Below are 23,191 nucleotides of genomic sequence, written 5' to 3' on the forward strand. Positions count from 1 at the left end.
CCAATCAAAGCGCCTGCGTTTGTGTGCATTTCCTGGAAGCAGTTGGCGCCGTCGAGCCGAAGGACCTTGTCCAAGCGGACGAGGAGACAGCCTTGTTTGTCGAATTTCACGATTGGATGCCCCCCATCGCGGCACCCGCAGCATCACGCTGGCCAGCTACCGCCGTCCAGTGGAGAATCTACTTCGAACGCTGGGGCGGCCGGACACCTATTGGTCAAAGCGCCTGCGCGAATTCTTTCCCAAGTCAATCCGACCCAGCCGGCGAAGTCCAAAAATCTGGCTACAGCCATGCGGATGGCGTTTGGAACGTCATTGTTCAAGCCTGCTGCCTGTCATACCCAAACCAGCCGTCACTGCGGCGAGAAACAAGCTTGGGATGCCCAAGGCTACCGAATGTCTCAACGCCCTTGCCGGCCTGATGGCTGCGCGCCGCCTGAGGTCTTATCAAACTTGAGGCCAAGTACCCGGATATTGTCGGCGCTCAAGCCAGTGACGCGACCGGTCTTGTCGCGCATAAACCGGATCAGCTCCGTGCCAGCGCGAAAGCCATCCTGAAACACTGGAATCATCGGCGTATCGGCTGCGCGAACAGTCTGAATCGCCAGTTCGCCATCCTTGAGCACGACGGTCCAGGTAGCGCCAATTTCCTGGCTTGTATAAGTCCCGAGGTATGCCTGGCGTTCGACATCACGCGACGAGACCGGCACCACTTTGGTGAACTCGGAAGGCTCGCCATTGACGGGATGAAAACGCATCTGCTTACCCGGGACCGGGAAGCTGAGAAACGCCGAGCTGCCTTCCACGTCAAAGCCACGCTCGTTCGAGGACAGTTCACTGCGGCTTTTTTCGTTTCTGACGTACCAGAGCTTGCCGTCGGAGATCTCGATGCGGCGGATAGACTGATCAAACCGCTCAACGTACGTTCCGGCGATACGGGCCGTGTCCGGTCTATTGGCTCCCGCAGAAATCGCCGCAGTGCGAGTCGCGACCGCTGGACGCTGGGTGAAGTCGAGCTTATCGGCCAAGTACAGGTGGCTCACTCTACGCGCCAGGTTATCGACCCCGTTATAGCTGTTATTGCAAAGCACTGCGACCGAAAAGTGCAAATCGGGCAGGCGTAGCAGCTGCGACGCATAGCCGGCAGTGTTGCCGCCGTGATGGATCAGCGTCTGCCCGCCGAATCGGTCGACAAACAGGCCCTGCGCGTAATTGAGCTCAACGCCATCCCGGCGCCTTGATTTTTTTTGCATCTGCGTGAACACACTGGTATTGCCGACAACCGGTACATAAAAATTGCGATCCCACTTCGCTAGGTCGCCGATCGTGCTCAGGACGCGCGACTCGCCCACGTGCTCCCAGTTATTCATTGAAAGGGAAAAACCTTCGCTGGCTGACTTCTTATAAGCGCTAGCGAGATGCGGCACGATCTCATCGAAGTGTTCACCGATACGCGTCTGATGCATTCCCACCGGAGCAAAAATGCGCTCTTTCATAAATTCACCGAAAGGGCGCTGACTCACCTTCGCGACGATACGCGCCAAGAGAAAATAGTTCGTATTGCTGTACATGAAGTGTGTGCCAGGGGCGAAATTCAGCGCCTTTTGCTTTGAAATGAGGGCCATCCCCTCATCCGCAGAACGGTAGTCGCTTTCCAGGATGCCTGTTCCCATTGTCATGAGGACGGTATTGTCACGCAAGCCGCTGGTGTGCTGCAGCAAGTCACGTACGGTGATGACTTGGACATAGGCCGGAATCTCGGGAAGCCAAGTCCGTACGTCATCGTCCAGACTGAGTTTTCCTTCGCTCACTAACAGCAAAACTGCCGCCGCGGTAAACTGTTTGGAAGTGGAGCCGATGTTAAACACTGTCTGTTGCGGGTCGATCGGTACGTCGTGTTCCAAGTTGGCCAGACCGTATCCTTTCTCGTAGATCAGCTTACCGTCGCGGATGACACCGACCGCGCAACCCGGGGCGCCCGGCTTTGCAAACTCAGCAAAGATTTGGTCGACGCCCTGTTGCAGCGCTAATGAGTCAGAGCTGGCGTTGGCAAGAGAAGCGAAGCCGTACAGGAAAGCTGCGATTGTTACTTGAGTGCGAGATGTGGGCATGTAAGGAATTCAGACGTGATGACGTACTGGAGGCAATGAAGGCGGCGTAAAACGACAAACCGTTCACCGAAACTGGAAGAGCGTGACCATTATAACAATAGTTGGCGTTGGAGGAATGCCAGACTAAGCCCATCGACGGTCGCCCGCTCATCGTGCCACCCCTGCTGTAGACCGGCAACGCGATCGTGGCCGCCTGGTTTAAGCCGGTTAATCAAAAGATAGAACGCCGCTCAGGAACGGCTTACATGTCCGCTTGGGGCGTAACCGGTCATCCCCAAGTTGCTGACGCTGCCGATGCCGCCGGGGGGCGCTAGTGAAATATTATGAAAAGCAAAATTAGCTTGTGGCCCGCTACGTACGGCGTTTTAGACGGCAGCTTTCCATAAGCATCTGCTTTTCATAAGAACGGTTATGCTCAGCTGAACATAACCGTTCCACTGCACCTCAGCCCCCTGAACTGCCAGCAATCGCGGACGCTTGCGCCCCCCCGGCGCCGCTCGATTGGCGAATCCTGGCCACATCGGACTCCGAGATGCCAAGCGAGAGGAGAAATGTCCTGTGGGCGTCAGGATTCTGGCGCTCGAACACGGCGTGCCAGCGGTGCATGGCCGCGTCGTTCAGGCTGGTGGTGCTGAGGAGCTCGTCAATTGTTTCCGGCTCGAGGGCGGCATCGGCACTCTGCAGGCGCAGCAGTGCGTCGCGCTGCTCCTTGAGGAGCCGGATCGTATGATTGATGTCGCTGATGCGGCGCGCGATCTGTTCCGGCTCGCTGGCACCGGCCATGAGGGCACGGATCGCGTCCAGCGTGAGGCCGGTGGCGCGATAGTAGGCGATCTGGCGCACGCGCGCCAGCTCCCGCCCGCTGTACAGGCGGTAGCCGGCGTCACTGCGCCCGGCCGGTGCCAGCAGGCCGACCTGCTCGTAATATTGAATGGTGGTGCGGGGCAGGCCCGCTTCACTGGCCAGCTGGCCAACCGTCATCATGCCGCCCATGGCATCCTCCTGTTTTCCCATATCATAAGCCTGTTTTACCCTGCCGGCGGAAAGAATAGCTGGCCGCCGCCGCGCCCGCGACGCACAGCCCGGCCGCCACATAAAACATGGGCTGCGGCCCGATGCTGTCCCAGCAGGCAGTGAGCAGCAGGCCGCCCACACTGCAGCCAATCCCGTACCCCACACTCATGTACAGCGCCTGCCCGCTGGCCTGCAGCGGCCCGGCAAACCAGCGCTGCATGGCGATCACGGTCGCGCTGTGATGCGCGGCGAAGGTGGAGGCATGCAGCAGCTGGGCCATGACCAGGATCCACAGCACGCCCGGGAAAGCGCCGGTGATGACAAAGCGCAGGGCGGCCAGGGCAAAGGCACTGAGCATGAGCCGCCTGGCTCCGAAGCGGGCAAAGAACGGTGCCTGAAAGTAGAAGAACAGGACCTCGGCCACCACGCCGAGCGCCCACATGGCGCCGATGACGACCTTGCTGTAGCCGGCGCGCTCCAGGTACAGCGAATAGAAGGCGTACAGCGCCATGTGGGCGCCGCACATGAGGGCGGACGACAGGAAGAAGCTGGCCACTTCCGGCTTTTTCAGCACGCTCCACAGGGGCGGCTTTTCGTGCATGGCGTGCAGCGGCGCCCCGTCCCTGATCGGCAGGCTGGCCGCCACCACGGCCAGCAGCAGGAAGCAGCAAAACCCGAGCAGCGCCTGCACCCCGAACCACTCGAAGAAGTAGCCGGCACCGACGACGGCGGCCACAAAGCCGAGCGAACCCCACAGGCGCATCTTGCCGTAGCCGGACAGGTCGCCCCGCATTTCGGCCAGCATCAACGCTTCCATGAGCGGACTTTGGGCGCTGGTAAACAGGTTCACCAGCAGCATGATGGCGACCAGCTGAAAATAGGTATCGGCGAAATACAGCAGTGCGAACGACAGCAGTGCCCCGCATGCGGTCAGGCGCAGCGTGCCGGCGCGCCGGCCGTTGCGGTCGGCCAGCCAGCCCCACAGGTTGGGGCCGACAATGCGCATCACGGGAATGAGCGACATCAGCACCCCGATCTGGGGCACCGTCATGCCACGCGCGGCAAAGTACAGGGTGGCGTAGGTGCCGAAGGTGCCGGCGTAGGCGTAATAGGCGAACAGGAACAGCGAAAAATTGAACGCCTGCCTGGGCATGGCTCGCCCGCGTTACGCGATGGCGGGGGTGCTTACCTTGACGTCGCCGCACTGGGCGCGGTGCATGAGCGCATGGTCCATGATGACCAGGGCCAGCATGGCCTCGGCAATCGGGGTGGCGCGGATGCCCACGCAGGGGTCGTGGCGGCCAAAGGTTTCGACCGAGACCGGTTCGCCGGCCTTGTTGATCGACTGGCGCGGGGTGCGGATGGACGAAGTCGGCTTGATGGCGATCGATACCGTAATGTCCTGGCCGGTTGAAATGCCGCCCAGCACGCCGCCGGCATTGTTGCCGATGAAGCCGCCTGGCGTGAGCTGGTCGCCATGCTCGGAACCGCGCTGCGCCACCGAGGCAAAGCCGGCGCCGATTTCCACGCCCTTGACGGCATTGATGCCCATCATGGCGTACGCAATGTCGGCGTCGAGTTTGTCGTAAATGGGCTGGCCCAGGCCCACCGGGACATGCTGGGCCACCACGTCGATGCGCGCGCCGATGGAGTCACCGTCGCGCCGCAGCGCATCCATTGCCTCTTCCATGTGGGTGATCAGGGCGCTGTCGGCGCTGGCGGCAAAGAACGGATTGGCATGGACGTGGTCAAACGACTGGAACGGCACGGCGATCTCGCCCAGCTGGCTCATGCAACCCTTGAATACGGTGCCATATTGCTCGAACAACCACTTCTTGGCCACGGCCGCCGCACCCACCACCGGCGCCGTCAGGCGCGCCGAAGAGCGCCCTCCCCCGCGCGGGTCGCGCACGCCGTACTTGTGCCAGTAAGTGTAGTCGGCGTGGCCGGGACGGAAGCTTTCCACGATATTGCCGTAATCCTTGCTGCGCTGGTCCTGGTTGCGAATGAGCAGCATGATGGGCGTGCCGGTTGTCTTGCCTTCGTACACGCCGGACAGGATTTCGACCGTGTCCGCTTCCTGGCGCTGGGTTACGTGGCGCGAGGTGCCGGGTTTGCGGCGGTCCAGGTCCGGCTGGATGTCCGCTTCCGACAATGCCAGGCCCGGGGGGCAGCCATCAATAATGCAGCCAATCGCGGGGCCGTGCGACTCGCCAAAGGTGGTAACGGTAAACAGCTTGCCAAATGTATTGCCGGACATGGTAGGGGAAGAAGTGTCGAAAAGTTCATTCTACCAGCGATGGCGCCCGCGCTGTGGCGGCGGTGCCCGCAGAGCGCCGGGCGCAGCCTGGTCCGTATATAACGGGCGACAGCTTTTGTCCAGTGCCCTTGCCATCCCTGGTTTTTCTCATCGTTAACTCGCGCAGGACGCTGATTTCGTGGCATGCTAGCAAAAAGCGCATTTCTGGAGAAGCAAGCCCATGCCCCCATCGAGCACGCCCCTGGACCGTGCCAAGGACGATCACGACAACCTGGAATTTCTGGAAGAGCACCCGGCGTCGCTGGACGCTGACGGCATGCCCGGCGTGTGGCGGGTGATGATCATCGACGACGACGAAGATGTGCATTCCACCACCACCTTCGCGCTTGGCAACCTGGACATGCAAAACCGTCCGCTGGAATTCGTGCACGCCTATTCTGCGGCCCAGGCGCGCGAACTGCTGCGTACCGAGCCCGACATTGCCGTCATCCTGCTCGACGTGGTCATGGAACAGGACGACGCCGGCCTGCACCTGGTGCGCTACATCCGCGAAACGCTCAAGCTGGCCGACGTGCGCATCATCCTGCGCACCGGCCAGCCCGGCTACGCCCCGGAAATCGACGCCATCCGCGACTTCGACATCAACGATTACAAGACCAAGTCCGAGCTCACCCGCATCAAGCTGTACACCACGGTGACCTCGGCCATCCGTTCCTACGAACAGATCCGCGCCATCAGCAGCAGCCGCCGCGGCCTGGACCAGATCGTGCGCGCCAGTACCGAGCTGATGTCCCTGCATGGGGTACAGAATTTCGCGGCCGGGGTGCTGACCCAGGCCGCCGAGATCCTGCAAATGCCGGCCAACGGGGTCCTGGTGGTGCAGGAAGACGCTGCCGCCCACAAGGAACTGTCGATCATGGCCACGGCCGGGGCTGCCCGGCGCCTGGGCAATGGGCGCCTGACCGCGCGCGAAGACGTGCAGATCCACGCCATCATCACGCGCACCCTGGCCCAGCGGCGCAACATCTACGAACAGCATGTCGTGAGCCTGTATTTCGCGGGCAAGTCGGCCCGCGATTTCGTTGCCTGCCTGACCCTCACACGCTCCCTGAGCGATATCGACCGGCGCCTGCTTGACGTGTTTGCGGCCAATGTCTCGGTCGGCCTGGACAATGTGGAACTGGTCAGCCACCTGCATAACGCCGCCTTTTACGACCAGCTCTCCAAGCTGCCCAACCGCACCCGGCTGGTCGAGATCCTCGACGCCACCCTGGCCGGCCCGGCGCGCGACGACACCACCCTGTCGCTGGTGGACCTGGACCATTTTGCCGAAACCAATGACGCCCTGGGCCACCAGTTTGGCGACACGCTGCTGGTCGCGGTGGCCGCGCGCCTGCAGGCATGCCTGGGCAAGCAGCTGACGGTGGCGCGCATCGGCGGCGACATCTTTGCCGTGCTGGGCGAAGCCGATGCGGTCAATCCGGCGCGCATCCTGGCCCAGTTTGAAACCCCGTTTTCCATCGAGGGCCAGGATGTGCGCCTCTCCGCCACGCTGGGCCTGGTACGCCTGGGCGAACATGACGGCAGCGGGGCAGACGCCCTCAAGGATGCCGATATTGCCTTGAAGCGCGCCAAGACCCAGCAGCGCGCCGGCCACTTTTATTTTTCGCGCAGCATGGGCGTGGAAATCCGCGAGCGCGTGCGCCTCATGCATGCACTGCGCACGGGCTTTGCCAGCGGCGAACTGTTCGTCGTGTACCAGCCACAGATCGACCTGGCCACCCGCCGCCCGGTGGGGGCCGAAGCCCTGCTGCGCTGGCGCATGGCCGATGGCACCTTCATTTCGCCCGACCGCTTCATCCCCATTGCCGAGTATTCGGGCCTGATCATCGATATTGGCGAATGGGTGCTGCGCTCGGCCTGCCAGGAAGTGGTGCGCCTGCGCGAGGCCGGCCACCGCGACTTCACGATGTCGGTCAATGTGTCGCAGGTGCAGTTCCGCCATCCTTTCTTCCTCGATATGCTGCAGGCCGCCCTGCACGACACCAAGGCGCCGCCTGAATTCATCGAACTGGAAATCACCGAATCGATGGCCATGGAAGAGCCCGATCTGCTGATCAGGATGCTGGCCCAGGTCAAGCATACCGGGGTTTCCATTGCCATTGACGACTTCGGCACCGGCTTTTCTTCCCTGTCCTACCTGCAGCGCCTGCAGGTGGACCGGCTCAAGATCGACCGCGCTTTCGTGACCGAGATCACCGGTTCCGCGCGCGGCAGCAGCATTGCCGAAATGGTCATCCAGCTCGGACGCAACCTGGGCCTGTCGATTGTGGCCGAGGGGGTGGAAGACGAGCGCCAGGCCCAGATCCTGCGTTCACTGGGCTGTCCGCTGGCCCAAGGCTTCCTGTTTGCACGGCCCATGCCCGCACCGGCCCTGTACGAGTGGCTCAGCGCCGATGCCCTGAACCGGGTGGCCTGACCTCGTATTTATGTTGCAGAGCGCCAACGCCCGCGTGCGTACGCGACGGGTTCGGCCGTGTCCCTGCCCTGTTGTGCCTTAAAATCGATACCAGCCCCGGCCATTGCCGGGCCACCTTCGGGACCTTGCATGGGTAGGCACAATATTTCGCGTTTACTGGTACACGCTGCCGTGTGGCTGGCGGCGCTGTGCGCGTGCGCCCCCGCGTTTGCCCTCGACCCCGGCAAGGCCTTTCATCATTACGTGCGCAACACCTGGTCGATCCAGCATGGCTTGCCGCAAATTTCCGCCTCCGCCATCGTGCAAGATCATCAGGGCTACATCTGGGTGGCAACCCAGGCTGGCCTGGCGCGCTTCGATGGCGTGAAATTTACTAATTACGTGCCCGAAACCCACCCGGGCCTGACCGGCCTGTGGGTCCGCACGCTGCTGGTGGACGGCCAGGGGCGCCTGTGGATCGGCACATACAAGGGCTTGTCGCTGTATCAAAATGGCAGCTTCAGCGCCATTCCCACGGCCGACGGCGTGAAGTTTCCCACGGTCGACATCAATGCCATCCTGGAAGACCGGGGTGGCATTGTGGCGGCCACCACCGACGGCCTGTTCGACCTGGTCGACGGCAAACTGGTGCACCGGGCCGGCAGCCCCGCACCGGCCACGAGCGTGATGCGCAATGGCGCCGGTCTATGGATCGGCACGCTGGGCGCGGTGCACCGCCAGCAAGGCGCAGTCAACCAGGCCTTGCCCCTGCCGCAGGGCATGCAGACCGGCGTGGTGACGCGCCTGGCCGACGCCCACGGCAAGGTCTGGGCCGGTACCAGCCTGGGCTTGATGGTCTTAAACGAAGGCCAATGGGAGCACGCCACCGACAGTCCCGTCCTGCGCACCTCGCCCATCACCATGCTGTACGAAGACAGCAACCGTACGCTGTGGGTGGCCAGCAATGCCGGCCTTGGCCGCCTGCGCGACGGCGTGCTGACCGAAGTGATCCCGGAAAAGCATCCCGCCGGCATCAAGGGCATCATTTCCGCGTTTGAAGACCGCGAGCGCAACCTGTGGATGGGCAGCCAGTGGCAGGGCCTGATCCGCCTGTGGAATGGCTCCACCCGCCGCCTGTCCACCACCGAAGGCTTGAACGATCCCATCGTGTGGTCCGTCGCACGGGGCCCCGACGGGCGTACCTGGGTGGGCACCAATGACGGCTTGTCCGTATTTGCCGGCGGCCGCTTCACCACCGTCCTGCGGGGCGACCAGCTGCCCCATCCCCATGCCTACAATCTGCTGGCCGACGCCGACCGGATCTGGATCGGGACCCGGCGCGGACTGGTGATCTGGCAGGACGGCAAGGTCGTGGCGCCGCCGGAATACGCGCCCATGGCCTCCAGCCAGATCAACGGCATTGTGCGTGACAGCGACGGCGTGATGTGGTTCCCTACATCCGACGGCCTGTTCAGCCATGACGGCAGCGCCATGAAGCACTACGGCAAGGACGAGGGCTTGAATGACATCCGGGTGCGCCAGATTCGCGAACTGAAGGATGGCCGCTTGCTGGTGGCGACCCAGGATGGCTTGTACGAAAAACAGGGGGAGCGCCTGGTCCAGCTGGGCCTGAACACCGGCTTGCGCGGCAACCTCGATGTGACGGCAATTACCGAACTCAAGGGTGGCGAGATCGTCATCGGCACCCTGAGCGAAGAAATGTTCATGTTCAACGGCAAGCGCTGGACCAGGTTCGGCCGTGCCCAGGGTTTTCCGGCCAACACGCCTTTTTTTCTGACGGAAGACAATGCCGGCTATCTGTGGGCGGCAGGCATCCGTGGCATCACCCGCGCCCCGCTGGCGGAAATGCGCCAGGTCCAGGCCGGCAAAGCCAGCACGGCCTACGCCCAGATGGTGATGAACGAGCGGGGCGACCGCCGCAGCGGCGAACAGGGTTTCTGTTGCAACGGCGCCGGCAATGCGAAGGGCTTCATCGATCCTGCCGGCGTGCTGTGGCTGCCAAGCCGCGATGGCGTGGTCACGGTCGACACGCTGGGCCTGCAGAAAAATGCCACGCCGCCCACTGCCGTGATCGAACGGGTGCGCGTGCTTGACCAGTGGCAGGACGTGCGCGCCGCCCAGGCATACCACCTCGATTCAGAAGCGCGCGACCTGGCGTTTGAATTTACCGCCCTCAGTTTCCAGGACCCCGGCAGCGTGGTACTGCGCTACCGCTTGCTGGGCTACGACAAGGATTGGCGCGAGCTCGACGGCGGCATGCCGCGCGCGGTCAACTATACCAACCTGCCTCCCGGCAGTTACAGTTTCGAGATCAAGGCGAGCAACAATGCCGACGTGTGGAGCACGACCCCGGCCCGGCTCGACTTCACGATCGCGCCCCATTTTTACGAGACGGGGTGGTTCAAGGCCCTGGTGGCGGCCATGCTGGCCGCCCTGGTCTACCTGGGCTACCTGTTGCAGCGGCGCGCCCACGAACGCCAGCGCGCCGAACTGGCGCAGCAGGTGGCCGAACGCACCCAGCAGCTGCACGTGGCCAATCTGGCCCTGGAACTGGCCAGCCAGACCGATCCGTTGACCGGCTTGCACAACCGCCGCTACCTGAGCAACCAGATTCCGGCCGACCTCGCCTTCTACGAGCGCGAAACGCGGCGCGGCAGCGAAGACAATACGCTGCTGTTCGCGCTGGTCGACATCGACCATTTCAAGCGCATCAATGACACTTACGGCCACAAGGCCGGTGACCGGGTGCTGCAGCAAGTGTCGGAAGTGCTGCGGCGCCAGGTCCGGGTGGGCGACTACCTGGTGCGTTGGGGCGGCGAGGAATTCCTGCTGGTGTGCCGGCCCAGCACGGCCCAGTTCGTGCCGGTGCTGGGCGAGCGCATCCGCGAAGCCGTGGCCGGGCATTCATTCGACCTCGGCGACGGCGTGTATGTCTCGCTCACCTGCTCCATTGGCCTGGCCGAAAGCGGCCAGTTCCTGACCGGGCAGTACTCGGTAGGCTGGGAGCAACTGGTGGAACTGGCCGACGCGGCGCTGTACTGGGTCAAGGAAAACGGGCGCAACGGCTGGGCCGCGCTGCGCCCGAATCCGGATGTCAACATTCCGGAACTGATCGAGAAGCTGCACCTGGGGGCGCAGACCATGATCGACACCGGGCGCGTCGTGCTGATGAGTTCGCACGACGGCGCGCCGGGCCAGCAACAGGCGCCCGCGGCGCACGATATTGTCATATAGGACAGGTAAAATTCACCCTCTCATTGCAAATGAGCAACACCTTATCTGTTGCGGTAGTGTAATATCGAGGCTTCGTAGCTGTCCGCAATACTAACCGGTCGCCAGATGCTGGCGCCAAGACGGAGTCGTCGGCGTGTCCTTTACAGATTTTGCAATCATTTTCGCTGTGGCGGCGGCCGCATTTGCCGCCTTTGTCCTGTACCGCCGCGCCAAACGACGCGACGAAGTGGCGCCGCCACGCCAGCACCCCTTAATTGACGAACACAGCCAGATCAATCCCGATACGGTGGCACTGGAAGAACAGTCGCGCCTGGACGCGCTGCGCGTGGCGGCCGATGAACTGGAGCAGGCCGAAACGCGCGCCGCCAACACCACCATCCTGGGACCGGAGACAGCGCTCGACCCGGAAGCGATCTTCCGCGCCGAGGATGAGCGCATCGCCGCCCACCATGCCGCGCGCGAAGCCGAGCGGCTCGAAGCCGAAGCGCGCGCCCGGGAACACGCCGAGGATGACGCGGCCGCCCTGGCCGCTGCTGCCGAGCGCGTGGAGCAGGAACGCCTTGCCGCTGCCGAGCAGGCCATGCGCGAGGCTGAACGTGCCGCCGCGGCCCAGGCCCGCATCGATGCCGAGCGCGCCGCCGCCGAACAGAACAAGCATGTCGACTTCCTGATCGAAGCCGATGACGCTGCCCTGCTGGCCGAAGAGCGCCGCATGGCCGAAGAAGAATCCGCCCGCGCCTACGCGCGCCGGGTAGCCGACGAAGCGCTGGCCCGCATTGAAGCACGCCGCCTCGAGGAGCAGCAGGCACGCTCGAAGGAGGCGCCGGAACAGGCCGGGGAGGCAGCCCCTGAACAAGCACCGCGCCTGACCGCTGCTGAAGAAACGGGCACCGAAGCGGCCGAAGCGGAGGAAGCGGACGAAGCGGCCGACGACGCTGCCGAACGCGCCGCGGCCGAGGCCGCCGAACAGGCGGCCAAGGCCCGCATCGATGCCCTGGAAACGGAGCGCCTGGCAGCCGAACGTGCGGCGCAGGAAGCATTCGAGCTGGCCGAAGCGGAACGTATTGCGGCCGAAAACGCGGCCAGGGCCCATGCCGAACATCTGCTGGCCGTGGAAGCGGCGCGGGTGGAGGCGGAACGGCGCGCCGCCGAAGAAGTGGCGCGCCTGGAAGCGCAGCGTCTGGCCGCCGCCGAAGCGGTCCGGATCGAAACCGAGCGCCTCGCTGCCATCGAAGCGGCGCGGCTGGAAGCCCAGAAGGCCGCCGCCGCCGAAGCGGCGCGCATCCAGGCCGAACGCGAAGCAGCCGAGGAAGCGGCGCGGATTGAAGCGGCCCGGATCGAAGCGGAGGAAACGGCACGCCGCGAAGCCTTGCTGCGCGCGGCCGAAGAAGCGGCGCGCGCTGAAGCACGCCGCCTGGCCGACGAGGAGGCAGCACGCGCCCTGGCAGAGCGCATCGCCGCCGAAGAAGCCATCCGGCGCGAAGATGAACGGGTCGCCGCCGAAGAAGCCGCGCGGGTACTTGCGGCGCGCCTGGCCGCCCAGGAAGCGGCCCGGGTCGAAGCGCGGCGCCTTGCCGACGAGCGGCGCGCGAAAGAAGAAGCCGACCGCCTGGCGGCCAAGGAAGCGGCGCGCGAAGCAGCCGCGCGCGAGGCAGCCAGGGTGGAAGCCGAGCGCAAGGCCGCCGAGGAAGCGGCGCGCCAGAAGGCCGAGCGCATGGCCGCTGCCGAAGCTGCCCATGCGGAAGCGGAACGGGCAGTTGCTGCCGGCAAGGCACGCCAGGAAGCCAAGCGCCTGGCGGCAGAAACGGCGCGCCGGGAAGCCGAACAGGCTGCCGCGGCAAGCGCCCCGGTGGCGGAAGCTGCGCCCGCTGAAGCGCCGGCCGAAGCAGCGCCGGTGCAGGCGCCGGCCGAGGCAGCGCCGGTGGCCGAGGCAGCGCCGGTGGCCGAGGCAGTGCCCGCAACATCGGCGCCGGCTCCCGCCCGGCCCCATGTGCCCAAGGCAGCAGCGGACGCGGTGGTGATGATCGCGGACGACTCCAAGGTAGTGCGCGTCAAGGCCAACCGCCTGCTGGTGAACAACCAGTTCCAGGTGCAGCAGGCCGAAGATGGACTGGACGCGGCCAGGCAGATTGCCGCGCGCATGCCGGACGTGCTCATTACCGACGTTGAAATGCCGGGCATGAACGGCTTCGAGCTGACGCGCCACCTGCGCGAAAGCCCGCTGACGGCGCATATCCCGGTGATCATGATCAGCGCCGAGGAAAGCTACGGTCCCAAGGCAAAAGAGGCTGGCGTCGATATCCTGCTCGGCAAGCCCTACTCCGACGACGTGATGCTGGCCCACATCCAGCGCTTCCTGCGCGAAGGCCGCCCGGCTGCGTGATGCGCCAAGCTGGGCGCCGGCGTCCTATCCGGGCCCAGGCGCCAGGCTGAACAGCGCCTCCACGCTCACCCCGAGCGCGCGCGCCAGCTTCAGGGCCAGCAGGACCGATGGCACCATGTGGCCCATTTCAATGGCGTTGATCGACTTGCGGCTGGTGCCGGCCAGCTGCGCCAGTTCGGCCTGCGTCAGCGAGCGCGCGCAGCGCTGCGCCTTCATGGTCGTGGCCAGGATCTCTTCCACGGCCACCTCAGCGGTCGAGCAGCAGCATTGCGCCCAGGAGGACGGCAAGGCCCACAAACGCGCTGGCGCTGGCCATCAGCAGCACCGGGTACGGCATCGTCACCATCGTCAGCAGCAGCGCCAGGAGCGGCTGGGCGAGCATGACGGCCACCAGCGCATAACGGCAGCCCGTCGCCACGCTTTGCCGGCGCAGTTCGTCGTCATGCAGGCGGCGCATGCCGGCAGCGCGCTCGCTGGCCGAAACGCCTCTGAGCGAAGAACCCACTGCCACCACCGCGATCACGATCGCGACCGGCATCAGCATCATGAGCCGCTGCGTCATGGCGGCGGCCCCGGGATATAGATTAATGGCCAGCGCGCAGGCCGCCAGCGTCGTCACGGCCAGCAAGGCCATCCACAGGCCACGGCGTGAAAACCGGATGAATTGATCGGCCTGGCGTGCGGCCCGCTGGTCGGCGTCACTGGGCATGATGAACAATCGCGTTGATGGATGGAGATCGCAATGTAACATATTGGTTACACTGTGTCACCAATAAGTTACATCACTGCGGATGAATGACGCCGTCGATCACCGTCACCGAATCGCCGCCGATCCATGGTGCGCCGTCGGCGTAGTGCACGCGGATGCGGCCGTCGCAAGCGAGCTTCGTACCCTGGCGCGCGCTGTATCCTTGCGCGCTGCGCGGGCCATCGGGAAAGCCCTGCGCCTGCAGCACGCGCGCAATGCAGGCGTTGGCGCTGCCGGTGACCGGGTCTTCCGTGATGTCGCCCATCTTGGTGAAAATGGCGCGCACTTCGTAATCAGCCGGGCCGCCTTCCGGATGGGCGCCATACATGGCCACGCCCGTCACGCCCACCTGCATCAGGTCGCGCAGGGCCTGCGCATCCGGCTGCACCGCCAGGCAAGCCTCGGCGCTGTCCATGCGCACCACCAGCCAGCTGATGCCCATGGTGGCGATGGTGGCCTCGCCAAATGCTTCGCTTTGCAGCATGCGGGCCAGGGTGGGCCGCATGCTGTCGTGCAGGGCGCGCAGCTCGGCTTCGGGTGAGCGAAATGCCAGCGCGCCCTCGCCGTCAATGGCAAGCTGCACCAGGCCGACACCGCATTCCTGCACCAGGCGGCCCGGCGTTTTCGGTACCAGACCCGCTTCGAGCAGCGCGTGCGCCGTGCCCAGCGTGGGGTGGCCGGCGAAGGGAAATTCGGTCCCGGGCGAGAAAATGCGCACCCGGTAGTCTGCCTCGGGCGCCACAGGCGCGAGTGCAAAGGCGGTTTCAGACAGATTGGTCCAGCGGGCGATGGCGTGCATCTGGGCGTCGGACAGGCCGTCTGCCTCCAGCACCACGGCCAGGGGATTGCCCTTGAAGGGCACGCGCGTGAAGACGTCTACCTGCTTGAAGGGGCGCGTGCCTGGCATGCGTGTCAGTCTTCCTGCACTGTCTCGGCCGGCCAGTCGCGGATGTAAGCCTTGAGCATGCGGTTTTCAAAATTCTGCGCTTCCAGCATGGCGCGCGCCACATCGTAAAACGAGATCACGCCCAGCAGCGTCTTGGCATTCATGACCGGCAGGTAGCGCGCGTGCTTCTCGAGCATCATGCGGCGCACTTCGTTCACTTCGGTGTCCGGCGTGACGGTGATGGGATGGTCGTCCATGTGCTTGCGCACCGTGCCCGCACCCACGGCGCCGTTATTGGCATGCAGGACCTTGATCACTTCGCGGAACGTGAGCATGCCCACCAGATCCCCATATTCCATGACCACCAGCGAGCCAATGTCCTTTTCCGCCATGGTGTTGACGGCGTCCACCAGCGGCATGTCGGGCGTGGCGGTGTAAAGGATGTTGCCTTTGACTTGGAGGATTTCTGACACTTTCATGATGGCCGCCTTGTGCGTTGGGGTTATAGGAGAGGTGGCTGTTATTGCTGGCTTTTTGCCGGCTTATTGCCGGCTTATTGCTGGCTTCATGCTGACTGCCGGCTGACTCGCATCAGCCTTGCCTCCGAATGTAGCGTAAGCGTGGCAAAAAATCCAGCATTGCGCAAAATCAAACCGTCCTCGGTGACCTTGGCGGCCCGCTCGCTGCCATTTTCACCATTTTAGCGAGGAAACCATTTTTTCGTGCGGTATCTGCATGCTACGATTCGGCCCATCCTTGTCAACCACCAGAGTCCACCATGAGCGGTCCTCGATATCCCGGCTTCGACACCCTGTCGCTGCATGCCGGCGCCACGCCAGACCCGGCCACCGGCGCGCGCGCAACCCCTGTCTATTTCACGTCCTCGTTCGCCTTCCAGGACTCCGATCACGCCGCCTCGCTGTTCAACATGGAGCGCGCCGGCCACGTGTATTCGCGCATTTCCAACCCCACCAACGCGGTGCTCGAAGAGCGCATCGCCGCGCTCGAAGGCGGCGTGGCCGGCATTGCCACCGCCAGCGGCCAGGCCGCCATGTTCCTGGGCCTGTCCACCATTGCCGGCGCCGGATCGCACATTGTCGCCTCGCGCGCGCTGTATGGCGGCTCGCACAACCTGCTGCACTACACGCTCAAGCGCTTCGGCATCGAGACCACCTTCGTCGACCCGCGTGATCCGGACGCCTGGCGTAGCGCCATCCGCCCCAATACCAAGGTGCTGTTCGCCGAGACGCTCGGCAATCCTGGTCTCGATGTCCTCGACATCGGCAAGGTGGCCGCCATCGCGCACGAGCATCACCTGCCGCTGATGATGGACTCCACCTTCACCACGCCCTACCTGCTGCGGCCATTCGATCATGGCGCCGACCTGGTATTCCATTCGGCCACCAAGTTCCTGTGCGGGCATGGCACGGCCATCGGCGGGCTGCTGGTCGATGGCGGCACCTTCGACTGGCAGGCGGCCTACGACAAGACCGGCCACTTCGCCGAACTGTGCGAGCCGTATGACGGTTTCCACGGGATGGTGTTTGCCGAGGAATCGACCGTGGCCCCGTTTTCGCTGCGCGCGCGGCGCGAGGGCCTGCGCGATTTTGGCGCCGTCATGAGCCCCCACAACGCGTTCGCCGTCCTGCAGGGCATCGAGACGCTCAGCCTGCGCATGGACCGGCACGTGGCCAACACGCGCAAGGTCATCGAGTGGCTGCTCAAGAACCCTGCGGTGGAATCGGTGTCGTATCCGGAACTGACCAGCCATCCCGACTACGAACTGGCCAAGACGCTGCTGCCCAAGGGTGCCGGCGCCGTGTTTTCCTTCAGCCTGAAAGGCGACCGCGCCGCCGGGCGCCGCTTCGTGGACAGTCTCAAGGTGTTTTCGCACCTGGCCAACGTGGGCGACGCCAAGTCGCTGGTGATCCACCCTGCTTCAACCACCCACTTCCGGGTCCCGGCCGAGAACCTGGCCGCTGCCGGCATCACCGAAGGCACCATGCGCCTGTCGATTGGCCTGGAAGACGCCGACGACCTGATTGAAGACCTGGCGCGCGGCCTGAAGCTGTCGCAGAAAGGGGCATGACATGATTCTGACAGTACAAGGCGTTGACGCCTACTGCTACACCGGCGGCAAGGCATTCAACGGCGCCCAGCCGACGGCCGTGTTTATCCACGGCGCGCAGAATGACCATTCGGTATGGGCGCTGCAGACGCGCTACTTTGCCCATCACGGCTGGAACGTGCTGGCAGTGGACCTGCCCGGCCATGGCCGCAGCAAAGGCCAGGCAATGCCGCGTGTGGAGGAGATGGCCGACTGGGTGCTGGCCGTGCTCGACGCCTGCGGCGTGGACCAGGCCTTCATGATTGGCCACAGCATGGGGTCCCTGGTGGCGCTGGAGGCATCGCACAAGGCGCCCGCGCGCGTGACGGCCCTGGCCATGCTGGGGACCACGTATCCGATGAAGGTGTCGGATGCGCTGCTCGATACGGCAAAAAACCATGAGCAAGGCGCCATCGACATGGTGAACATTTTTTCGCACTCGTCGATCGCGCACAAGCCTTCATGCCCCGGTCCCGGATTTTCCGTCATGGGCGGCGCCCGGCGGCTGATGCAGCGCATGTCGGCCATCAATCCGGAGCAGCTGTTCTACACCGATTTCTTCGCATGCAATGCCTACGCCAATGGCCAGGTGGCGGCAGAAGCCGTGCGCTGTCCTGCCCTGTTCATTTTCGGCAGCAAGGATATGATGACACCAGCCCGTTCGACCAAGCAGCTGACCGGCGCGATTGGCCACGGCAAGGTGGTGCAGGTGGACGCGGGACATGCGCTGATGGCCGAACAGCCCGACGCCGTGCTCGATGCACTGTTCGCGTTTGCGGGAACCCTGGCGCGCTAGCTGCCGGCACTGGCCGCAGCCGGCTTACAAGGCCAGGCGCGGCAGATCGATCCGGAAAATGCAGCCGACGTTGGGCAGGTTTTCAACCGTGAGGCGGCCGTTGTCGGCTGCAATGCTCTGGCGGGCGATCGACAGGCCAAGGCCCAGCCCGGTCTTGTCGTCGCCGCGCTGGCTAAACGGGGAAAACATCTTTTCCGCGTCGCCGATCCCCAGCCCACCGCATTGGTCCCGCACTTCAATATACACGCGCTCGCCACCATCATTGGCCGCCAGGGTCACCCGGGAACCGGCGCGGGTGAACTTGAAGGCATTGTTGAGCAGATTGGCCAGGGCCGCGAGCAGCAGGTCGCGATTGCCCTGGATGGCCAGGGTGGCATCCACGGGGGCCACTCTAAAATCGATTCCCCGCTCGGTAGCGTCAAGCTGAGCCGCACCGCTTGCCTCTTCGATAAACTGCGCCAGCGAAAAGATCTCTGCCGCACCCTTGCCGGCACCGCTGGCCCGCACCTCGTCGAGCGATTCGGCAATCAGGCGCTGCATGGCGGTGTGGCTGCGTTTGAGAATGGCTCCGGTGGCGCCCTTGATCGGTAAGGTGCCAGCTTCCATGGCGGCAACAGCAAGCATCGCCACGCTGAGCGAATTGCGCAGCTCATGCATCAGGAAGCCCAGCTTTTCGTTGACATCGGCTGACTGCACCAGGGCAATGGTGGCATCACGCTGGAAGGTGAATTCCGTGACGGCGTCGGCAATCGCGTTGTCCAGGCAGCGGTTCAGGGTGCGAAATTCGTCCACTGAAAAAGGCGCGTCGCGCTCCACGGCCAGATCGGTGATGGCCTGGCACAGGTCCCCATAGTCGTGCACCACCTGGTCGACCGTATAACCAAGGCTCAGCAGTGCATTGCCGTGGGCCACTGCGCTCACGCCCATCTCGGACGACGCGGCCGCGTCGCCGCCACCGGACGCGCCGGAAATGACCAGGCCCGCCCCCGCACCGTTTTCCTGCTCGGCTTTCAAAGTTTTGATGAGTTGACTGAGAAACATCGGAATGCCGTTGCGCAGCTGCAGTTCCGTCGCCCTGCGGTGGGGCCGCTGGGCCACCTTCGCGGCGCAGCGATCGACAAGCTCGTCCACATTATTGTCTAGGAATTGGTATAGCATTCGGGTGACTCCTGCTCGGTCTGCGCAAATGGCGTACCACCATACTTTGTGGGCGATTAAGCAGACATACTACTCCGTAACGCGTAATGACAGTCAAGACGCGTGTGCGCTGTCCCGCCTCGGCCATCGACCAGCCAGGCCAGGCGCGCCTGACAGGTCGGGTCAGGCAGGCTCGGCCTCGGGCGGGCCGAGCGTGCCTTTGGCAAAATGGGCGGCCACGGATTGCTCCAGGCCCTCTTCCACGGCCATCTCCACCTGCCGCGCCAGGGCGCCGGTATCGAGTTCCATGGGTGACTTGTTGTCGGCGTCCGGCGCGCGGGCGGAATCGAGCGCCGCGCCGCGGAACACGAACAGGCGATACACGTCGGCCAGGCGCAGCTGGTTCAGGTTGGCCAGCAGCACCCAATTGTCGGTGCCCTCGACCGTGCGCTTGCGCCACGGTGAGGGGGGCGTAACATCGGCCGTCACCCGTCCCACCCAGCCCACGGCGAGCATGCGTTCGAGCAAACTGGTCATCTCATCGTAGCCAAAGCGCGTATGGGCGCGGATGGTGGCGCTCGAGACCATGTGCGAGCCGTTCACCTGGGCGCTGCCGTGCAGTACCTTCAGGATCGCCATGGCATCGACAAATGCGCCGCCCGGCACCGGCTTGTACCACCAGCGCTCGTACTTCACGACCGGCAAGGCGGCCGTGAGGACGGCGCCGACCAGGGTGATCATCCACGACAGGTAGATCCAAACCAGCAGCAGCGGCAGCGCCGCCAGCGCGCCATAGATCACGGAATAGGTGGGGAACTGGCGCACGAACATCGCAAACACGCGCTTGGCAACTTCAAAGGCGATGGCAGCGGCCAGCCCGCCCCAGATCGCATCGCGCCAGTCCACTGTCTTGTTGGGCACGAGCATGAACAGCGCCGTGTAGGCGCCGGCGGTCAGCAGGACCGACACGGCAGTGTAAAACACCGTGCTGACCATGGGCGGAATGCTTGCCAGCGAACCGGTGGCCAGGAACAGCTGGGTGGTGGCGGTGATGGACAGGCCAAACAGCAGCGGCCCCAGCGTCATCAAGGCCCAGTAGATCGTGACGCGCTGGCCGAGGGGCCGCTTGCGCTTGACCTTCCAGATCTGGTTGAACACGCGCTCGATCATGCTCATCATGGCGGCCGAAGTCAGCAGCAGCGCCACGGCGCCCACGGCCGACAGGCCCTTGGCCTTGTCTGCAAACTGGGTCAGGTTGCTGGTGACGGTGTCGGCAATCCCCTTGGGCATCATGCTCTGGATAAAATACGACTCCAGCGCCGCGCGGAAATTGTTAAAAACGGGGAAGGTGGTGAAGATGGCCAGCACGATGGTCAGCAGCGGCACCAGGGCCAGCGTGGTGGTGAAGGTCAGGCTGCCTGCCACCTGCTGCAAGCGTTCTTCGGTCAGGCGGCGGCGCGCGAACAGGATCAGGTCGCGCACTTCGCGCCAGGTCAGGCCGCGAACCACATCTGCGCCGGCCTGGAACTTTTGATTGGTGGAACGGGAAAATGTGGAAAGCATGGTGGTAAAAAGGTGGCGCGCTGCCGATATCAATAAGCTAAAGCGCCCTATAATACCAACGATGAACACCTCTTCCCCGAATATTCTCGTGTTGTACTACTCGCGTCATGGCGCCACCCGCAAGCTTGCCGAGCTCATCGGCCAGGGCATTGACAGCGTTCCCGGCATCGAGGCGCGGCTGCGCACGGTGCCGGCCGTGTCGGCCGTCAGCGAGGCAACTGAAAGCGCCATCCCTTCCAGCGGGGCGCCTTATGTGGAATTGGAGGATCTGGAAGAGTGCGCCGGGCTCGCGCTGGGCTCGCCTACCCGCTTCGGCAATATGGCCTCGGCCATGAAGTACTTCCTCGATGGCACCTCGGCCCAGTGGCTGTCCGGCAGCCTGTCGGGCAAGCCGGCCGTCGTGTTCACGTCCACCGGCAGCCTGCATGGCGGCCAGGAATCGACCTTGCTCACCATGATGATTCCCTTACTTCACCACGGCATGATGGTCATGGGCCTGCCCTATACCCATCCCGAACTCATGACGACCGCCACCGGCGGCAGCCCGTACGGCCCCACCCACTGGTCCGGCCTGGATGGCGACAAGCCCATCAGCGAGGACGAGAAGCGCCTGGCCGTGGCCATGGGCAAGCGCCTGGCTGAAGCCGCACTCAAGCTGGGAGCGCGCTGATGGACTCGCCAAAATTCTTCCATATGGGTGCCATCATCAGCCTGGTCACCCTGATCGGCTGGCTGGTGGCATGGGAAATGGTGGTGGCGCCCTATTCCCCGGGTGGCTCGTGGCTGGCGCTCAAGGCGCTGCCGCTGCTCATTCCCCTGGGCGGGGTGATCAAGCGCGATATCTACACGCTCCAGTGGTCGTCCATGGTCATCCTGATTTATTTCACGGAAGGCGTGGTGCGCGCCTGGAGCGCCACCCGTCCGCTGTCGCAATTCATGGCCTGGGGCGAAATCATCCTGGTGCTGGTGTACTTTACCTGCGCGCTGCTGTTCTTGCGGCCTTATAAAAAGGCAGCCAAGCGCATTGCCAAGGAGTTGCTGGAAAAGGTCAATTCCACCAGATGACGGCGTTTCTCGCGCGCTGCCGCGCCATTGCCGGCAGTGCCCACGTGCTCACGGCCGAGGCCGATAAGGCGCCCTTCCTCACCGACTGGCGCGGCCGTTTTACCGGCAAGGCGGTGGCCGTGCTGCGTCCCGGCAGCACAGGCGAAGTGGCGCAGCTGGTCGCCGCCTGCGCCGAGCATGGCGTACCCATCGTGCCGCAGGGTGGCAACACCGGGCTGGTGCTGGGCGGGGTGCCGGACGGGGCCGGCAATGCGGTGGTCCTGTCGCTGGTGCGCATGCACAGCGTGCGCCAGGTCGACCCGGTCAACCATACCATCACCGCCGACGCCGGCTGCCTGCTCCAGCAGGTCCAGCAGGCAGCCACTGAGGCCGGCTGCCTGTTTCCCCTGTCGCTCGCCTCCGAGGGCAGCTGTACCGTGGGCGGCAACCTGTCCACCAATGCCGGTGGCACTGCGGTGCTACGCTACGGCAATACCCGGGACCTGTGCCTGGGGCTGGAAGTAGTCACGCCCCAGGGGCAGATCTGGGATGGGCTGCGCGGCCTGCGCAAGGATAATACGGGCTACGATCTGCGTGACCTGTTCATTGGCGCCGAAGGGACGCTGGGCATCATCACCGGGGCCGTCATGAAGCTGTATCCGCAGCCGGCGGCCTGCCTCACTGCACTGGTGGCCATGAATTCGGCGCGCGCCGCGCTCGACCTGCTGACCCTGATGCAGGACCAGTGCGGCGCCGGCCTGACGGGGTTCGAGCTCATGTCCGATCTGGCGCTCGAACTGGTGGCCACCCATTTTCCTGCGCTGCCCAGGCCATTTTCCGTGCGCCACGCCCAGTACGCCCTCATCGAACTGTCCAGCAGTCAATCGCAAGACCACGCCGAGACCCTGCTCGAACGCGCCATTGCAGCGGCACTCGAGCAAGACATTGCCGACGACGCCGTGGTGGCGACCTCGCTCGCGCAGTCGCGTGCCCTGTGGCAAGTGCGCGAACACATATCCATGGCGCAAGCGGCCGCGGGCAAGAACATCAAGCATGACGTATCGCTGCCCATCTCCCGCATTGCCGACTTTATCGCCCATACCGACGCGCTGCTGGACGCGGCCTATCCCGGCTGCCAGGTGGTGTGCTTCGGCCACCTGGGCGATGGCAATCTGCACTACAACATCGCCCCGCCCCACGGGACGCACCACGATGCCTTCCTTGCCGAACAGGAAGCGGTCAACCGTATCGTGCACGACAGTGTGCATGCCCATGCGGGTTCGATTTCTGCGGAACACGGAATTGGCGCCTTGAAACGCGATGAACTGGTACGCTACAAGTCAGATGTCGAATTGAACATGATGCGTGCCATTAAGAAGGCACTCGACCCGCTGGGCATCATGAACCCCGGTAAAGTCCTGACTTGAGGAGT

The 23,191-nt window shown here is 64.1% G+C and carries 18 protein-coding genes; 8 read left to right on the plus strand and 10 right to left on the minus strand.

What is annotated here, in order from left to right; translation table 11 throughout:
* Window positions 1-398 precede the first annotated feature (398 nt).
* The 4 genes from KY495_RS21500 to aroC all read right to left on the minus strand — a co-directional run bounded on the left by KY495_RS21500 (window position 399) and on the right by aroC (window position 5,382).
* Window positions 399-2,108: a serine hydrolase gene (locus KY495_RS21500; RefSeq protein ID WP_219881319.1), complete on the minus strand. Its 1,710-nt coding sequence runs from the start codon at window positions 2,106-2,108 to the stop codon at window positions 399-401.
* A gap of 444 nt (window positions 2,109-2,552) precedes the next feature.
* Window positions 2,553-3,122: a MerR family transcriptional regulator gene (locus KY495_RS21505; RefSeq protein WP_219881320.1), complete on the minus strand. Its 570-nt coding sequence runs from the start codon at window positions 3,120-3,122 to the stop codon at window positions 2,553-2,555.
* Window position 3,123: 1 nt separating this feature from the next.
* Window positions 3,124-4,275, minus strand: a complete 1,152-nt coding sequence (locus KY495_RS21510; protein ID WP_219881321.1) for an MFS transporter — start codon at window positions 4,273-4,275, stop codon at window positions 3,124-3,126.
* Window positions 4,276-4,287: 12 nt separating this feature from the next.
* A complete protein-coding gene (gene aroC / locus KY495_RS21515) occupies window positions 4,288-5,382 on the minus strand; it encodes a chorismate synthase (RefSeq protein ID WP_219881322.1) in 1,095 nt (364 codons plus the stop codon).
* A gap of 220 nt (window positions 5,383-5,602) precedes the next feature.
* On the opposite strand from aroC, the gene KY495_RS21520 reads away from it, so the two are divergent.
* The 3 genes from KY495_RS21520 (at window position 5,603) to KY495_RS21530 (ending at window position 13,478) form a co-directional block, all read left to right on the plus strand.
* Window positions 5,603-7,861, plus strand: coding sequence for a bifunctional diguanylate cyclase/phosphodiesterase (locus KY495_RS21520; RefSeq protein WP_219881323.1), 2,259 nt, complete (start codon window positions 5,603-5,605; stop codon window positions 7,859-7,861).
* A gap of 129 nt (window positions 7,862-7,990) precedes the next feature.
* Window positions 7,991-11,095 (plus strand): ligand-binding sensor domain-containing diguanylate cyclase, encoded by a 3,105-nt coding sequence (locus tag KY495_RS21525; RefSeq protein WP_219881324.1) that lies wholly within the window; start codon window positions 7,991-7,993, stop codon window positions 11,093-11,095.
* Window positions 11,096-11,228: 133 nt separating this feature from the next.
* Window positions 11,229-13,478, plus strand: coding sequence for a response regulator (locus KY495_RS21530; protein WP_219881325.1), 2,250 nt, complete (start codon window positions 11,229-11,231; stop codon window positions 13,476-13,478).
* A 24-nt stretch (window positions 13,479-13,502) separates the two neighbouring features.
* On the opposite strand, the gene KY495_RS21535 is transcribed toward KY495_RS21530, so the two are convergent.
* The 4 genes from KY495_RS21535 to KY495_RS21550 form a co-directional block, all read right to left on the minus strand.
* Window positions 13,503-13,718: a helix-turn-helix transcriptional regulator gene (locus KY495_RS21535; RefSeq protein ID WP_229518409.1), complete on the minus strand. Its 216-nt coding sequence runs from the start codon at window positions 13,716-13,718 to the stop codon at window positions 13,503-13,505.
* A gap of 7 nt (window positions 13,719-13,725) precedes the next feature.
* Window positions 13,726-14,187: a hypothetical protein gene (locus KY495_RS21540; RefSeq protein WP_219881326.1), complete on the minus strand. Its 462-nt coding sequence runs from the start codon at window positions 14,185-14,187 to the stop codon at window positions 13,726-13,728.
* A 73-nt stretch (window positions 14,188-14,260) separates the two neighbouring features.
* Complete coding sequence (locus tag KY495_RS21545) at window positions 14,261-15,133, minus strand: PhzF family phenazine biosynthesis protein (RefSeq protein ID WP_219881327.1); 873 nt, start codon at window positions 15,131-15,133, stop codon at window positions 14,261-14,263.
* A gap of 5 nt (window positions 15,134-15,138) precedes the next feature.
* Window positions 15,139-15,591, minus strand: a complete 453-nt coding sequence (locus KY495_RS21550; RefSeq protein ID WP_219881328.1) for a CBS domain-containing protein — start codon at window positions 15,589-15,591, stop codon at window positions 15,139-15,141.
* A 299-nt stretch (window positions 15,592-15,890) separates the two neighbouring features.
* On the opposite strand from KY495_RS21550, the gene KY495_RS21555 reads away from it, so the two are divergent.
* On the plus strand, window positions 15,891-17,201 hold the full coding sequence (locus KY495_RS21555; RefSeq protein WP_219881329.1) for an O-acetylhomoserine aminocarboxypropyltransferase: 1,311 nt from the start codon (window positions 15,891-15,893) through the stop codon (window positions 17,199-17,201).
* Between the two features lies 1 nt (window position 17,202).
* The gene (locus KY495_RS21560; RefSeq protein WP_219881330.1) at window positions 17,203-18,015 is read left to right on the plus strand and encodes an alpha/beta fold hydrolase; all 813 of its coding nucleotides are present in this window, start codon (window positions 17,203-17,205) and stop codon (window positions 18,013-18,015) included.
* 24 nt (window positions 18,016-18,039) lie between these two features.
* Here KY495_RS21560 and KY495_RS21565 read toward each other — a convergent pair whose 3' ends face one another.
* Together KY495_RS21565 and KY495_RS21570 are read right to left on the minus strand one after the other, a co-directional pair.
* The gene (locus KY495_RS21565; RefSeq protein ID WP_219881331.1) at window positions 18,040-19,173 is read right to left on the minus strand and encodes a HAMP domain-containing sensor histidine kinase; all 1,134 of its coding nucleotides are present in this window, start codon (window positions 19,171-19,173) and stop codon (window positions 18,040-18,042) included.
* 162 nt (window positions 19,174-19,335) lie between these two features.
* Complete coding sequence (locus KY495_RS21570; RefSeq protein WP_219881332.1) at window positions 19,336-20,715, minus strand: YihY family inner membrane protein; 1,380 nt, start codon at window positions 20,713-20,715, stop codon at window positions 19,336-19,338.
* Window positions 20,716-20,776: 61 nt separating this feature from the next.
* Here KY495_RS21570 and wrbA point away from each other — a divergent pair, with 61 nt between their 5' ends.
* The 3 genes from wrbA to KY495_RS21585 are packed head-to-tail and all read left to right on the plus strand — an operon-like array spanning window position 20,777 to window position 23,186.
* Window positions 20,777-21,385: an NAD(P)H:quinone oxidoreductase gene (gene wrbA, locus KY495_RS21575; RefSeq protein ID WP_219881333.1), complete on the plus strand. Its 609-nt coding sequence runs from the start codon at window positions 20,777-20,779 to the stop codon at window positions 21,383-21,385.
* Window positions 21,385-21,780, plus strand: coding sequence for a DUF2069 domain-containing protein (locus KY495_RS21580; RefSeq protein ID WP_219881334.1), 396 nt, complete (start codon window positions 21,385-21,387; stop codon window positions 21,778-21,780). Before wrbA ends, KY495_RS21580 begins: the two co-directional genes overlap by 1 nt.
* On the plus strand, window positions 21,777-23,186 hold the full coding sequence (locus KY495_RS21585) for an FAD-binding oxidoreductase (RefSeq protein WP_219881335.1): 1,410 nt from the start codon (window positions 21,777-21,779) through the stop codon (window positions 23,184-23,186). The genes KY495_RS21580 and KY495_RS21585 overlap by 4 nt, the downstream gene beginning before the upstream one ends.
* Window positions 23,187-23,191 lie beyond the last annotated feature (5 nt).

The organism is Massilia sp. PAMC28688, assembly GCF_019443445.1.
Lineage (GTDB): Bacteria > Pseudomonadota > Gammaproteobacteria > Burkholderiales > Burkholderiaceae_D > Telluria_A.

Bases quoted from the DNA above. Each gene is read 5' to 3' on its own strand.
- KY495_RS21500 (WP_219881319.1), bottom strand. From the start codon at position 2,108: ATGCCCACATCTCGCACTCAAGTAACAATCGCAGCTTTCCTGTACGGC.
- KY495_RS21505 (WP_219881320.1), bottom strand. From the start codon at position 3,122: ATGGGAAAACAGGAGGATGCCATGGGCGGCATGATGACGGTTGGCCAG.
- KY495_RS21510 (WP_219881321.1), bottom strand. From the start codon at position 4,275: ATGCCCAGGCAGGCGTTCAATTTTTCGCTGTTCCTGTTCGCCTATTAC.
- aroC (WP_219881322.1), bottom strand. From the start codon at position 5,382: ATGTCCGGCAATACATTTGGCAAGCTGTTTACCGTTACCACCTTTGGC.
- KY495_RS21520 (WP_219881323.1), top strand. From the start codon at position 5,603: ATGCCCCCATCGAGCACGCCCCTGGACCGTGCCAAGGACGATCACGAC.
- KY495_RS21525 (WP_219881324.1), top strand. From the start codon at position 7,991: ATGGGTAGGCACAATATTTCGCGTTTACTGGTACACGCTGCCGTGTGG.
- KY495_RS21540 (WP_219881326.1), bottom strand. From the start codon at position 14,187: ATGCCCAGTGACGCCGACCAGCGGGCCGCACGCCAGGCCGATCAATTC.
- KY495_RS21545 (WP_219881327.1), bottom strand. From the start codon at position 15,133: ATGCCAGGCACGCGCCCCTTCAAGCAGGTAGACGTCTTCACGCGCGTG.
- KY495_RS21550 (WP_219881328.1), bottom strand. From the start codon at position 15,591: ATGAAAGTGTCAGAAATCCTCCAAGTCAAAGGCAACATCCTTTACACC.
- KY495_RS21555 (WP_219881329.1), top strand. From the start codon at position 15,891: ATGAGCGGTCCTCGATATCCCGGCTTCGACACCCTGTCGCTGCATGCC.
- KY495_RS21560 (WP_219881330.1), top strand. From the start codon at position 17,203: ATGATTCTGACAGTACAAGGCGTTGACGCCTACTGCTACACCGGCGGC.
- KY495_RS21565 (WP_219881331.1), bottom strand. From the start codon at position 19,173: ATGCTATACCAATTCCTAGACAATAATGTGGACGAGCTTGTCGATCGC.
- KY495_RS21570 (WP_219881332.1), bottom strand. From the start codon at position 20,715: ATGCTTTCCACATTTTCCCGTTCCACCAATCAAAAGTTCCAGGCCGGC.
- wrbA (WP_219881333.1), top strand. From the start codon at position 20,777: ATGAACACCTCTTCCCCGAATATTCTCGTGTTGTACTACTCGCGTCAT.
- KY495_RS21580 (WP_219881334.1), top strand. From the start codon at position 21,385: ATGGACTCGCCAAAATTCTTCCATATGGGTGCCATCATCAGCCTGGTC.
- KY495_RS21585 (WP_219881335.1), top strand. From the start codon at position 21,777: ATGACGGCGTTTCTCGCGCGCTGCCGCGCCATTGCCGGCAGTGCCCAC.